9 protein-coding genes are annotated in these 12,680 nt (G+C 61.8%); 3 read left to right on the plus strand and 6 right to left on the minus strand.

Annotated features, from left to right (window positions below; all coding sequences use genetic code 11):
* Positions 1-44 precede the first annotated feature (44 nt).
* The gene (locus tag CAF80_RS25140) at positions 45-602 is read left to right on the plus strand and encodes a hypothetical protein (protein WP_039771897.1); all 558 of its coding nucleotides are present in this window, start codon (positions 45-47) and stop codon (positions 600-602) included.
* Positions 603-617: 15 nt separating this feature from the next.
* Positions 618-1,052 carry a hypothetical protein gene (locus CAF80_RS25145; protein ID WP_039772002.1) on the plus strand — a complete coding sequence of 145 codons (435 nt, stop codon included), beginning with the start codon at positions 618-620 and terminating at the stop codon, positions 1,050-1,052.
* Between the two features lie 23 nt (positions 1,053-1,075).
* Here the strand turns inward: CAF80_RS25145 and CAF80_RS25150 are convergent, their stop codons facing one another.
* The 6 genes from CAF80_RS25150 to CAF80_RS25175 are packed head-to-tail and all read right to left on the minus strand — an operon-like array spanning position 1,076 to position 11,249.
* Positions 1,076-1,888, minus strand: coding sequence for a YfaP family protein (locus CAF80_RS25150; protein ID WP_039771899.1), 813 nt, complete (start codon positions 1,886-1,888; stop codon positions 1,076-1,078).
* Positions 1,889-1,891: 3 nt separating this feature from the next.
* A complete protein-coding gene (locus CAF80_RS25155) occupies positions 1,892-3,511 on the minus strand; it encodes a DUF2300 domain-containing protein (RefSeq protein WP_085668088.1) in 1,620 nt (539 codons plus the stop codon).
* A 1-nt stretch (position 3,512) separates the two neighbouring features.
* Entirely contained in the window at positions 3,513-8,078 is a 4,566-nt protein-coding gene (locus CAF80_RS25160) for an alpha-2-macroglobulin (protein ID WP_085668089.1), read from the minus strand.
* A complete protein-coding gene (locus CAF80_RS25165) occupies positions 8,075-8,740 on the minus strand; it encodes a DUF1175 domain-containing protein (RefSeq protein WP_039771902.1) in 666 nt (221 codons plus the stop codon). Before CAF80_RS25165 ends, CAF80_RS25160 begins: the two co-directional genes overlap by 4 nt.
* Positions 8,710-10,422: a DUF2138 domain-containing protein gene (locus CAF80_RS25170; RefSeq protein ID WP_085668090.1), complete on the minus strand. Its 1,713-nt coding sequence runs from the start codon at positions 10,420-10,422 to the stop codon at positions 8,710-8,712. Before CAF80_RS25170 ends, CAF80_RS25165 begins: the two co-directional genes overlap by 31 nt.
* Positions 10,423-10,457: 35 nt before the next feature.
* Positions 10,458-11,249, minus strand: coding sequence for a YfaP family protein (locus CAF80_RS25175; RefSeq protein ID WP_085668091.1), 792 nt, complete (start codon positions 11,247-11,249; stop codon positions 10,458-10,460).
* Positions 11,250-11,526: 277 nt separating this feature from the next.
* Between CAF80_RS25175 and CAF80_RS25180 the strand changes: the two genes are divergently transcribed.
* Positions 11,527-12,672 carry a Fic family protein gene (locus tag CAF80_RS25180; protein WP_085668092.1) on the plus strand — a complete coding sequence of 382 codons (1,146 nt, stop codon included), beginning with the start codon at positions 11,527-11,529 and terminating at the stop codon, positions 12,670-12,672.
* Positions 12,673-12,680 lie beyond the last annotated feature (8 nt).

The raw sequence follows: 12,680 nt of genomic DNA on the forward strand, positions 1-12,680 counted from the left end.
CTGTTTTTGTGCATTGCAAAAGCACCAAGGAATGGAGCAACACCATGTCGTTTTTCAAACTCAATCAATCCCTTGTTCTAGTAACCGCACTTCTGACCGCCACTACTTGCGCGCAGGCAGAAGAACCGAACCCCGTCGGTGACTGGTGGATCATTTACGGCAACGGCATTCCCAACAAGAACATCATGTATGTAGCCGACAGCACTTCAGTCGTGCCGTCGAACCATACCAAGGGTGCGAAATTGGTGGCCGTGACGCTGGTGTATGAAGAACCCGGCAAACCGATGATCGATGCCTACAACCTCGAAGTGCAGTGCTCCACGAACAAGGTCCGCTTTCTTAATGGGCAATCCATAGATCGCATTGCCTACATGATGCGGCACCTGAAAGTTAACGACCAATGGCAGCAGCCGAAGGAGTTCTGGGTACAGCGCGCCGCCGAGTTTGTTTGCTCCCCCGCTAAAAAGGACATGATCGCGCTGGGCAAGATGGAGCCCTTGCAGATGATTCAGGGCATGCAACAGATGTTCTTCAAGCTGGCACCGATTCAGGAGAAGGGGCAGATGATGGACAACCTGGATTCGATCCTCGGTAACAAGTAAGCGGCGGAACGCATGATGAATCAATGGACTAAAACGTTACTGGCGGTCCTGCTGACACCCACACTATTGCTGCTGCATGGCTGCCACCTGATTGCTCAGTCTCGCTGGGAAGGGCGCGATGTCCAGGAAGCACTCGACCTGTTCGGCAAACCCGACTCGATGAAAAAACAGACCGGTGCCAACGGTGAGAATCTGGCGGTTCTCACCTGGTTCAAATCCTCCAGTTGGACCACTACAGAAGCGGCCGGGACTTCAATGAACCATACCGGCAACGGCATGGTTTACACCGAGTACTACGAGACAGTCGGTCACAGTTCGGATTGCAAACTGGAGGCCACCGTCAACAAAGCCAAGAAGATCGTGCTGTTCAGGATTGAAGACGGGAAGATCATTCACGGGAAGTGCATCAACGTTCCGTTCGTGCCCGGCTACATTCCACCCGGCTTCTAATGCAACCCTGAGCAGGCTCCTGCTCAGGGATAACTAAACGACTTCACCAACGTCAATTCCCCCACCGCCCGCATCGGCACCAGGAACGTCTCCATCTTCTCGCTAGGCGTCCCCTCCTCCGTGATCACCGTCACCTGCGCCGTAGTCAGCGGCTGCACCGCCTCTTCCCCACCCTCATCATCCCCGCGATACCCACCACCAAAATAATTCACATACACCAGATACTGCCCCTTGATCGGCGCCGGCATGGCGAAGATTTCCGGGCCGTAACCGGTGGTCACGTCAACGTCCAAAGCAGCGCCATTGGGGGCGACGCGGTCGCCGTACCAGATATGCGCGCCGTCGGGTGTGATCAGGTGCAAATCGAGGTCGGTGCCGTCACTGTCCCACGCCAACAACACCCGCAGTTTCGCCGGAGTAGCGCCGCCGCTGGTGTTGAGAAATTGCGTGCGGTGCCGTTGCTGGCCGTCCGGGCTGCGGACTTCGACGCTGTTGCTGCCGTTGGGAAAGGAGAACGGGCGGTCGAAGCGGCCGCTGTCGTCGATTTTCAGCGGCATGCTGACGCCGTTGACGATCAGGCGGCCGGGCTCTTTGTTTTTTGGTGTGGCTTTGATTTCGCCGCTGATACGGGCGGTGTTGGCCTGGCCGATCGGTGTGTTCACCGAGGAGGCCGGGTAGTTGACGGTCTGGCGGAAGCTCTCGCCCTCGCCTTCGGGCGCGCCACTGCGCCAGCCGCCGACCGGGGTGTCGAGTTTGACGCTGTCGGCAGCCATCGCCATTGGCAATGCATTAAGCGCGCAGAGCAACAGCAAGACCTGTGGATAACGGAGTGTCATGGTCTATTCCAGCAAAAGGTGACGGGCGAGCCCTTCGATATAGGTTTCATCCTGGCCGTTGGGGTGAGCTTCAAAGGCCAGGTGCAGGTATTCGTGAGTCAGGTCCAGGCGATCCTGCAAGGACAGCACGCCGCGCACGTAGATGCGCTGGCGTTCGCGGTCGACGAAGGGGCGGCCGAAGGCGAGTTTGCAAACGGCGAACGTGCTGACTTCGTTGTAGCCGGTTTCGCTTTCCAGCCTCGGACGCCAGCCGCGCCGTTGCTTTTGCAGCCAGTCTTGCGCGGCAGGCAGCGCTTCGCAGGACGCCACCGGGTTGTCCCAGCGGCTGAGGCTGGCGCGCGGATAGGCGTGCAGCAGAATCGCGTCGTAACGCTGGCCGGCCTTGGCTTGTTCGACCGCTTGTTGCCAGGCCAGTTTGTCGGGGCCGGGTTGATCGGAGTGATAGGTGACGGTGCTGCCGGCCAACACCAGATCCGCCGTCCATGCGGCGATGTTGCGGGATTCGGCGGAAGCAGGACGCGGTGCAACACGCTGGCGAGTGCTGCTGTCGTCGATGCTCAAACATTCGCCATTGCGCGTGGCGTTTTGCAGCAGATACGTGCGGATCGCCACGGCTAACGCTTTCGCGGCTTCGGCCGGTTCAGATTTGGCTTCACGCTCCAGCACACGGGCGACGTACTCCTCGCGATCCAGCCGGGCGACCAGTTTGTCGTTGAGCAGAAACAGTTCGCCGTCGCTGTGGATATCCAGCGCATTGCCATTGGCGAACTCCACGCGGTAATCGCCCTGCAACGGGCCGGAACTCATCCCCCGATCACCGGACAGAACCCGCGAAACCGGATATCGCGAGAACAATCCCACCTCAACACAACGCCCCGCTTCCGCCGGCCAGGAAGCAGGCAACACTGTCGCCAACGCAGCACCGTAATGCCGCAAAACCATCTGACTGGTGCCCCGGCCACCGGCCCAGATCGGCGAGCCATCCGCCGTCCAGCCAGCAAAACCGCCCTGACGTGATTGCGGGTCCTGATCGCCAAGCCAGCTCCAGGTTTTCACCCGCAAGCGCCCGCCGAGTTCGCCGACGACATTGCCGTCCGCCGCGTTCAGCACCACGTCGAGCAGCACCCGACGCATCTGCTCCTGAGCCGGCAGCCGAGCCAGAAAGCCCAGCAATTCAGCCACCGAAACGCGCGTCTCAGGCTTTAGCGAAGGCAACTCCAGCAACCACGAAGGCCCACCGCGCGCCTGCCAATAAGTCCGCCAATCAGCAGAGGAAATCCCCAACCGCGCCGGCTCGAAATACAGCCCGCAGGATTTCACCAGCGCCTGATCACGCTCGATCTTCCCGCCCGCCGTGCAGCAATAAACCTCTTCCTTCGACTGCCCACGACATTCATAAGCCGGTTCCCGCGCACCGGTATCCACCAGCCACGCATAAACGAACACCTTCCACAGACTGCCCAGCGGTGTCTCCAGCGAAGAAGGCAACGGCTCGCGAGCAGTCAGTTGTGTGGTGTTCAGCGACAGCAACTCACCCTTGTAGGCCACGCGCAACGGCTCATCCTGCGCCGTCGCCAGCGCAGGAATCACACACATCAGCAGCCAGACCAGCGGCCGGGTCATGTCAGTTGACCGTGACCTGACCGAGGGCCGCTTTCGCTTCGCGGGCTTGATGCTGCGGCGCGTAGACCTGAGTGAAACGCACCGGCGGCAGGTTGAACTGGCCCTTCTGCGAGAACCGCACCAAATGGCGCAGACGCAATTCGCCGCTCAGCGCATCCACTGGCACCGCATAGGCCAGTTGACCCGGCTCGAAACGCGCCTTCTCCAGCGCGGTCGGCTCGGTGCCGTCCTTGCCCTGCAACTTGATGCCCCACGTGGTGCGCTCGACATCCGCGCCCGGCGGCAGCGGTACTTCGAGCATGCCGTAGCGCAGCGGTTTTGGTGCTTTGCTGGTGAGGATCACCTCGTCCAGGTACAGGCTGTCGCTGGACAGCGGTTTAGTGCCGACCGGCTCCAGTTTGAAGGTGAACGCTTCATCACCCGGCACCAGACGCGATAGGCGACGAGTGATAGTGACGGCCATCGGATCGACCGCCGGTTGCTGGGTCTGGAAGCTCAGCGCGGCACGCAACGGACGCTCCTGAGTGCCCGACACCGACAACACGCTCGGCACCGGCGCAGTCCCTTGCCACGTCCAGTACATCTCGCCGGTCGCGCCGTAGTTTTTCTTCCAGCCTTCGCCCGGAGCCAGCGCGATGGTCGGCGAGGCCTGGGCGATGCTGCGTTGCAGCCAGGTCAGCGCCAGCGCACGTTCAAGGGTCGATTGCTGTGGCAACAGGCGTTGCAACAACGCTGTCGCACGAGCCTGATCGAACGGTTGCAGCGACAGGTTCAGCGCTTCGGCAAACGGCTGCGAACTGACGGACAAGCGCTGTTGCGCAGCGCCCAGCTGACGATTGAACGCGTCCGGCAAAGCGACTTTCGACTGGGTGGCCAACGATGCGGCCAAGACCCGCGCCGCCGCCAGACCCAGCGCCGAATCCGGATCGCCCATCACCAGATTGTCTTCGCCGTCGTCCATCAGGGTTTCGGCATTGCCTTCCCCGGCCTTGGCCAGATCGTCCAGCAAACCGCTGAGCAGTGTGTTGACCGGCAAATGCATCTGCTTGGCGAACGACAGGATCAGCGCCCGTTGCAGCAACGGTGTGTTCGGCGCCTGCTTGGCGTAGACCTCCAGCACCCGCTGCCAGTGCTCCGGTGGCAAGGTGAGATCCAGCACCTGGCTGGCGTTCCAGTCGGCGTAATAGGCGTAAGCGGTGAGGAACGCATCCGGCTCGCCATCGAAACCCCACCAGGTGAAGCTCGCCGACGGCCCGGCCATTTGCACCAGGCGCAGACGGCTGTTCTGCATGATCAGGCGCAAGCGGTCGCGGATCTGCGGGCTCGACGCCAGCGACGGATAAGCGATGCTCAGCGGCAGCAAACGGCTGGCGGTCTGCTCGACGCCGCCGTACGGATAGCTGAGCAGATCGTCGAGGGCGGAACGGAACAGCGCTTGCGGGCTGTCATCCAGACGCAGCCGAATGTCGGTGGCGTCCGCCGGCAGGCTCAGCGGCGTGTCACCGCTGGCCACGTCGAGGCTCTGGGTCTGGGTCACTTGCCAGCCTTCACCGGTGGCGGTCAGGCGCACCGCGAGGGCGTCGGCGGTCTTGCCGTCCTGTACCAGCTCGGCGGTCAATTCGCCGGTGGCCAATGCGAAGGCCGGCAGCGGCAGGTAGTTGATGCCGTTGTTGAGCGTCACGGGCAAGCGCTGTTCGGCGCCGGCGTAGTGCGTCACCAGCTCGGCCTTGACCGGTTTTTCGGCCTGGCTGAAGGCGAACACGCCGAGTTGCGGCTGATCGCCCTTGCGGAATTTGCTCGGCCCGCTCCACTTCAGATACAGCGGTTTTTCCGAGCGCACGAACTGCTTCCTCTGCCCGACCTGACCGTCATCGGCAATCGCTCGCGCGGTGATGCGCCAGCGGGTCAGCGAGTCCGGCATCTTGAAGGTGAAACGGGTTTTGCCGTCAGCGTCGGTCAGCAATTCCGGCTGCCACGCAGCGGTATCGACGTCTTCGCGACGCGGCCGCTCCAGCACTTTCACCCCACGCTCGCTGCGGTTGGCTTTGCCCGGTGCGCCGGGGCTGCCCGGCAGCGCCACGTCGTAGCTGATGAACGACAGGCTGGCGCTGGTGCGCACGTTGTTGCGGCGCGGGTGATAGAAGAACTGGTCGATGGTCGGCGCGACTTCCGGTTGCAGCGCATAGACCATTTCGTCGACCACGCTGACCGTCAGGTGGGCCGGCACTGCCTTGCCGGCGAACTGCGTGGTCAGATCGACCGTCACGGTATCGCCCGGCTGATAGGTGTCTTTGTCGGTCTTGATCGCCACGTCGATCTGCGGCGCAACAACCTTGATCCCGGCGTTCTGGAAGCTGTACTGACCGCCCTTGGTGTACAGCACGGAGAACGTCAGGTTCGGCGCGAAATTGTCCTTCACCGGAATGCGTGCGCGGTATTGGGTATCGCTGAGCTTTTCCAGTTTCAGCCAGTCGCCGCCCTTGGCCAGCAGCGCGGTGGCTTCGACCTTGTCGCGCTCCAGCGACAACAGTGCATCGCTGACCGGCTCGGGGAAGGTGATCAGCGCCAGCGCTTCATCGCCGGCCTTGTACTCGGGTTTGTCGAGGACGATTTCCACGGTGCCCGGCACAGCCTTGACGCCGTCGCCGGTGACCGAATGACCGGTCGCACCCAGCACCCGGCCGTGCTGATCTTTCAGCGACAGGTTGTAGGTGCCCGGGCGATCGAAAGCGACGCTGAAGCCTTTGTCCTTCGCCGCCAGTTTGCCTTCGCCGGTGGTCTGGTCTTCCAGACGCACCCAGCTGTAGCTGCTCGGCACAACGGCCTGCGCCTGTTCGCTGCCACCCTCGTTGGCGTAGCTGAACGCAACTTTGTCACCGACCGTGCTGAAACGCTGCGGCGCGCTCAGGCGGAAGCTGGCGGCGCCGCGGTCGATGAGGATTTCCTTGGTGGTCTTGACCCGATACGCCGCGCCGTCGCTGGCAAACACGGTGAGCATGTAGCGGCTCGGTTTGTCGGCGGGCGGCAGGTCGAGGGTCGCGTTGCCCTTGCTGTCGGTGGTCAGTTCGGTGCTGGTCAGTTCCACCGGGAATTGCCCGAGGTATTGCAGCTCGTTGTCGACCATCGACAGTTGCTGGGCACGCAGGCTCAGGGTCAGTTTGGCATTGGCCACCGGTTTGCCGTCCGGGTACAGCAGCACCAGGCTGCCCTTCACCGGCTCGCCGGTGCGGTAATCCTGCTTGGCCAGATTCAGCGAGATTTCGAAGTGCGGCTTGATGTACTCCGCCACCCGGAACGCGCTGCTGTAGGCCTGATCCTTGTAGTTGAAACGCAGCTCGTAACCACCGGCCACGGCGTTGTCCGGCAACTGGAAACGGCCCTGGGTGCCGGCCTTGGAATCAAGTTTCAGATCGAGGCGCTGCAACTCGGTGCCGGTCGCATCGAGCACGCTGACATTGACGTCCGCCGCGCCCGGCAATACCGAATCCCGCGCGTTCTTGAATTCACGGCCGACGATTTTCAGCGACACCCAATCACCCGGACGATACAGCGGCCGATCGGTGAAGGCGTAGAGTTTGGTGTCGTAGATTTCGCTGTCGTAATAGAAGTTTTCCGAGACGAATACACCGCCCTCTTCGTCCTCGCCAATCACGAACGAACGCTCCGGGCTGACGTGTTTCAGGCGCAGCAGACCATCGGTATCGGTGGCGCCGCTGCTCATCACGCCGAGGCCGTCGGTCCACAGCACGTTGACCTTCGGCACCGAGCTGCCTTCGTGTTTGCGCGCGGCCCACACCAGCAATTCATCACCGGCAATCTTGCTCACCGCCACGGTGTTGGAAACGAAAACCATGGTGGTTGCGCGGTACTTGCCAATCAGCGCTTCGACCAGATACAGGCCCGGTTTCAGATTGCCCAGCGGGATGTAGACGTTACCCGGCGCAACGCTGACAAACTCGCTGGAAGACCCGGCCAGATTGACGCCGGTCGGCGGCTGGATCGGCTTCGCTTGCCACAGCGGATAACGGAACTGGCTGACCACCGGCAGACCCGGAATCAGGGCGAACTGCGGTTGCGCGTCGTACGGCGTCGGCGCGGCGATGGCATTGCCCATCTTCAGCTCCGGCACTTCCTCGGTGACTTGCTGGCGCGACTCGTAAGAGAACGCACGCTGCATCACCCGACGGGATTTGCGGTACCAGTTGTCCCACAGGTACGCCAGGGTGTTCGACAGGCCTTCACCCTTGAACTGGCCGTCGCTGACCACGCGGTGCAGGTTCTTCTGGCGCTTGAGGAAGTCCAGCGGCTTGTCGATCTTGTACACCCGGATATCGGCGCCGCCGTACGGCTCCATGCGGAAACGGCGATAGTCGCGACCCGGTGCTTCGAGGCGTACCACCGCCTGTTCGTCGGCGGCGAAACTGCTGTCGGCCAGCAGGAAAAAGCTTTCACCGGACACCGGCGTGTAGCCGCTTGGCTCCACGGTGTCTTCGGCATTGACGGCCGAAAACGGCAGGGTCAACAGCAACAGAAAAGGCAGTAAACGCAGCATGCGGGCACCGGTCATTGGGAGAGAAAGTTCAGTCGATAGACGCCGATGAAGTTGGGGTTGGCTGCGTCGGGTATCCATCGGGTGTCCTTCCATGTCATGAGTTGCTGCAGGCTTGCCGAACGCATGCCGTTGTCGGTTGGGGTGGTCGTGCCGGTGTGATAGGCGATGTAGCGGCCCATCCAGATCATCAGGTGCTGGTCGTCGCCCTGATCGAAAAACATCAGATCGCCGGGCCGTGCCTGGGACACGTCGCGGCCGATCAGATGGCTGTTGAACTGAATCAGTTTGATCGCGTTGACGTACGGCCCGACCTTGCCGCCGCCCTGCTGCCATTGCTGGGCGAGCTTGCGCTGATCGGCGCTCAGGTCCAGCTCCGGCGGCAGGTAGCGGTTGGACACGCCATTGCTGCGCAGCCATTTGTCGTCGTGGACTTTCAGCGCTTCGTTGGCGGCGAAACGCACCAGTCCCGCGCAGTCCTGCTGATACCAGCGCGGGCTCGGGCCTTTGCTCAATTGTTCCTGGGCGATGCGCACGAACCAGGCACGAAACACCTGGGACTGCTGCGGATCGAGGGCCGGAGCCTCAACGGCTCGGGCACCGGCACTGAGCAACAACGCCAGCAGGCCAAGGCTGCGAATCAATGCAGTCACAGCGCTTTCCACTCCAGCGGCAGCCATTGCCAGTGACCGTCAGGCTCGCTGCCTTCAGGCAGGGTCAGAGCGTATTTGCCCATGCCGCCGAGAGTGCGCAGTTTCGGGATCAGGTAGGTTTGCGCGGCGTTGTAGAACACCGGCTCCATGTCCTGCGGCAGGCTGTCGAGGGTTTCCTGCTGGATCAGTTGCGCCATCGAATCCGGGCCGAAGTAGATCGGCATCAGCACGTCTTTGGGCAGTACGTCGGCCATCGGCGGGAAGCGTTTGTCGAGGGTGCCGAGGGCCTTGTCGACCAGTTTGTCGTCGAGGGAAAACAGCAGCGTCGAACCGTGGCGCGCCAGGCTGACTTTCATGAACGCACGGCCGGTGATCGCGTCCGGATTCTCGGCATCCTTGGCCGCGTAAGGGCCGAAGTTGGAACTGACCTGACGCTGCCAGAGGTGGCTCTGGCCTTCCTGCTTCTCGACCACCGGGAACGCGTGTTCGTCGACCTTGCCTTCGTAGGCGCCGACCATCGAATCGAACAGCGTGCCGATATCTGCGTCGAGTTTGCCGTTGTCTTCGTCGTTCAGACTGGCCACCAGCAACGGCGTGTACAGCCGCGAATCGGCGTACCAGCACAGACCCGCCGCGCCGGCCACGTGTTCGGTGAGCTTTTGCGCCACGGCTTCTTCGGCGCCGAGTTTCACCAGCAACGGTTTTTGCGGTTCGGCGGCCACCGGCAAGGTCACGCAGGCGCTGGCGCCCAGCGGCATGGCTTGCCAGACCGGTTTGAAATCGAAGTCCGGCTGGTTCTCCAGTTCGTCCATGGCGAGATAGCTGTGCCAGCCCTTGTCATCCATGTCGAAACGCAGGCCGGCGAAGTTCGGAATGAAACGCTGATAACCCATGGCCAGGACGCTGGAATTGACCGACAGCCGCTGCTTGGTTTCCGGCGTCTTGGCCGGCAATCCGAACGCTTCGGGGAACAGTTTTTCGCCATTGAGCAACGCCGCCAGCGCCTGCGGCGAGACGTGACCGGAGTCCTCCGAAGCACCACTTTCCGGGTCGTAGAATTTGGCCGGATTGGACAGCACCACCAGTTTGTCGCCACGGGAGGCGAACAACAGGGATTTGCCGGCGTTGTAGGTCAGCTGATACAGCGGCACTTCGTCGCCGCCAGCTTTCAGGGTGCTGAGCACGCTCAGTTGCGAATCATCCAGGGCGACTTTCGCCAGCGGCTCCAGCACCTTGGCCAGGCCGCCGCGATCCATCACCAGCAGGAAATCCTTCAGGCGACCATCGGCGCCGCGCCACAACGCCACGTCTGCCGGTTGATCGAAGAGCTGCTCGATCAGGCTGTCCTGCAACTTCAGGTCATGCTCGTAAATGATCCGCCGCAGACTGCCGATCAACCCGAGACGGTCGGCGTGGGTTTCGTAATAGAAGACGAAATCCTCGGTAAGCGTGGCCTTGAGGAACGGCACCGTCAGCAGGTCCTTCGGCAACTGGCTCAGGGAGCGGGTTTCCAGCAGCGCGTCCGGGCGGCTCAAGCCGAGCTTGTCGCTGGCCAGTTCCGCCGGCGGCGCCTTGGGTTTGTGCATCAGCCAGCCGAGCCCGCCCGCCACGCCGGCGACAAGGCACAGCCCGACCGCCAGTAACGGCCAGCGCCGGGAAGGTTTGCCGACAGGTGTTACGGCGGCCGGTGCAGCAGTGTTATCGCTCATCTTTCCAGAACCCGAGTTCATCCGTGGCGGGATGCTTAATAGTTGAAAGTCTTGACCAGCAGCAGATCACCGATGGCCCGCAGGGGCACGATGAACGTTTCGCGTTTTTCGTCGACGGTGTTTTCGTTGAGCACCAGCGTGATTTGCGAGGTGATGACCTCGTTCTGGTTGCTGGTCTCCTCGAAGTTATAGCCGCCGTTACCGAAGTTGCCCCAATAGTTGACGTAAACCAGATAGGTGCCGTGCAGCGGCGCAGTCATGGTGAACATTTCCGGGCCGGGGCCATCGACGCCGTCGGGGTCGAGGCCGCCGCCGTTGCTCATCGCCGGGCGCGCCCAGAAGGCGTGCTGGCCGTCAGGCGTAATGACGTGCAGGTCGAGTTCGGCTTTAGGGTCGTCCCAACCGAGCAACACGCGGATCCGCGCCGGCGTGCGCAGGTTATTGGCTTCGTAGAATTGAACGCGCTTGAGCGACTGGCCGTCGGCGCTGATCACTTCGACGCTGTTGGAGCCGGCGCCGAACGCATACGGCCGGGCGAAACGGCCCTGGTCGTCGGTGTACAGATTCAGTGGATTGCCATTCACCGCCAGGCTGTGGGGCGGGCGCAGATGCCCGATCGCCTTGAGCTGACCCTGGATCATTGTGCGATTGCGCTGGATGCCTCGATCGATGGGCGGCGTGGGATAGGCGACCTGCGGGTTTTCCGTGCGATCGAGCAGCCCGTGATAGCGCCAGCCGCCCACCGGCTCCGACAGCTCCGCGCTCGGCGCCGCCAGCAGCGCGGGCGCGCAGGCCAACCCGATCAGCAGCAAAAGAAGTGAACGCATGTGATGCCTCCTGCCATGCCTGAACGAAACCTTGCACCCGATCCTCGGCGCTTCACAGTGGGCGTTACTGCGTTTCGTCTGAAAGACCCGTGACTGTCGGGTCGTAGAAGGCGCGAAGGTTAGCGATTCGGCAGTTTTTTAACAATCGGATACATCTGGATTTGCGGTAGGAATCACGGCGACCAGTGGACGATGAGCCGATTAGGCGTCATATTCGGCTCACGAAATGAGCCGAATAGCGTTTCCAATCGGCTCACGCACTCAGGATCAGCAATTAATGGCGACTCACTGGATCTGGCAGCAGCCTGATTGGCCCGACTTCAACTGGCAGGCGGAATGCCTGGCACCGTTGTTGCGCGAGTGTGTTCAGGCACAAGGTCAATTGATGGGCATGGCGGGATCGGTGAGCCATTCACTGAGCGCGCAGACAGAGCTGGACGCTTTGCTGCAAAACATCGTGACCTCCTCGGCCATCGAGGGTGAGCAGTTGAATGTCGGATCCGTGCGATCTTCGCTGGCACGGCGCCTGGGGCTGGAATTACCCGATGGCGACAAAGTCAGTCAACGCAGCGAGGGGCTGGCGCAGCTCATGCTTGATGCGACCCGGCGCTTCGCCGAACCGCTGACGCTGGAGCGTCTGCTGGAATGGCATTCGTGGCTGTTTCCAGAACAGGAAAACGGATTCTTCGCGCGCGCGATCAATGTCGGCGCTTTACGCGGCGATGAGTCGATGCAGGTGGTTTCAGGGCGAATCGACCGCCCGACCGTGCATTTCGAGGCGCCACCGCGACAAGGCCTCGAGCGACAACTCGACAGTTTTCTCAAATGGTTCGACGCCAGTCAGCATCAGGCAGGCCTCGATCCTTTGCTGCGAGCAGGCATCGCGCATTTCTGGTTCGTCACCTTGCACCCGTTCGATGACGGCAACGGGCGCCTGACTCGCACCCTCACCGATCTGGCATTGGCTCAAGGCGAAGCGCAGGCCATTCGTTTTTATGCGATGTCCGCCAGCATTCTCGATGATCGTGCGGGCTATTACCGGATTCTCGAATCCAGCCAGAAAGCCACGCTGGACATCACCGACTGGCTCGCATGGTTCCTGCAAACCCTGCTGCGCAGTCTGCAACAGGCCATCGCGCGGATTGAAGGCGTTCTGGGCAAGTCACGTTTCTGGCAAACGCACCGGGAATCCGAGCTGTCGGTGGAGCAGATCAAAGTGCTCAACCGCCTGCTCGACGGTGGTGAACGCGGTTTCGAGCACGGTATCAGTGCGGCCCAGTATCAGGCCGTGGCAAAAGTCTCCAAGGCCACGGCGACCCGACATCTGGCGGAACTGCTGGAAAAGGGCTGCCTGCAACGTCTTCCGGGCGGCGGACGCAGCACTCGGTATCAGATTCAATATCCTGGCGAATCGACCGACTGACACCCTTG

The sequence above is a fragment of the Pseudomonas sp. B34(2017) genome, assembly GCF_002112915.1.
Lineage (GTDB): Bacteria > Pseudomonadota > Gammaproteobacteria > Pseudomonadales > Pseudomonadaceae > Aquipseudomonas > Aquipseudomonas pharyngis.

What these genes read in the sequence shown, in the direction of transcription:
- CAF80_RS25140 (WP_039771897.1), top strand. Translation starts at nt 45, where the DNA reads ATGTCGTTTTTCAAACTCAATCAATCCCTTGTTCTAGTAACCGCACTT.
- CAF80_RS25145 (WP_039772002.1), top strand. Translation starts at nt 618, where the DNA reads ATGAATCAATGGACTAAAACGTTACTGGCGGTCCTGCTGACACCCACA.
- CAF80_RS25150 (WP_039771899.1), bottom strand. Translation starts at nt 1,888, where the DNA reads ATGACACTCCGTTATCCACAGGTCTTGCTGTTGCTCTGCGCGCTTAAT.
- CAF80_RS25155 (WP_085668088.1), bottom strand. Translation starts at nt 3,511, where the DNA reads ATGACCCGGCCGCTGGTCTGGCTGCTGATGTGTGTGATTCCTGCGCTG.
- CAF80_RS25160 (WP_085668089.1), bottom strand. Translation starts at nt 8,078, where the DNA reads ATGACCGGTGCCCGCATGCTGCGTTTACTGCCTTTTCTGTTGCTGTTG.
- CAF80_RS25165 (WP_039771902.1), bottom strand. Translation starts at nt 8,740, where the DNA reads ATGGCTGCCGCTGGAGTGGAAAGCGCTGTGACTGCATTGATTCGCAGC.
- CAF80_RS25170 (WP_085668090.1), bottom strand. Translation starts at nt 10,422, where the DNA reads ATGAGCGATAACACTGCTGCACCGGCCGCCGTAACACCTGTCGGCAAA.
- CAF80_RS25175 (WP_085668091.1), bottom strand. Translation starts at nt 11,249, where the DNA reads ATGCGTTCACTTCTTTTGCTGCTGATCGGGTTGGCCTGCGCGCCCGCG.
- CAF80_RS25180 (WP_085668092.1), top strand. Translation starts at nt 11,527, where the DNA reads ATGGCGACTCACTGGATCTGGCAGCAGCCTGATTGGCCCGACTTCAAC.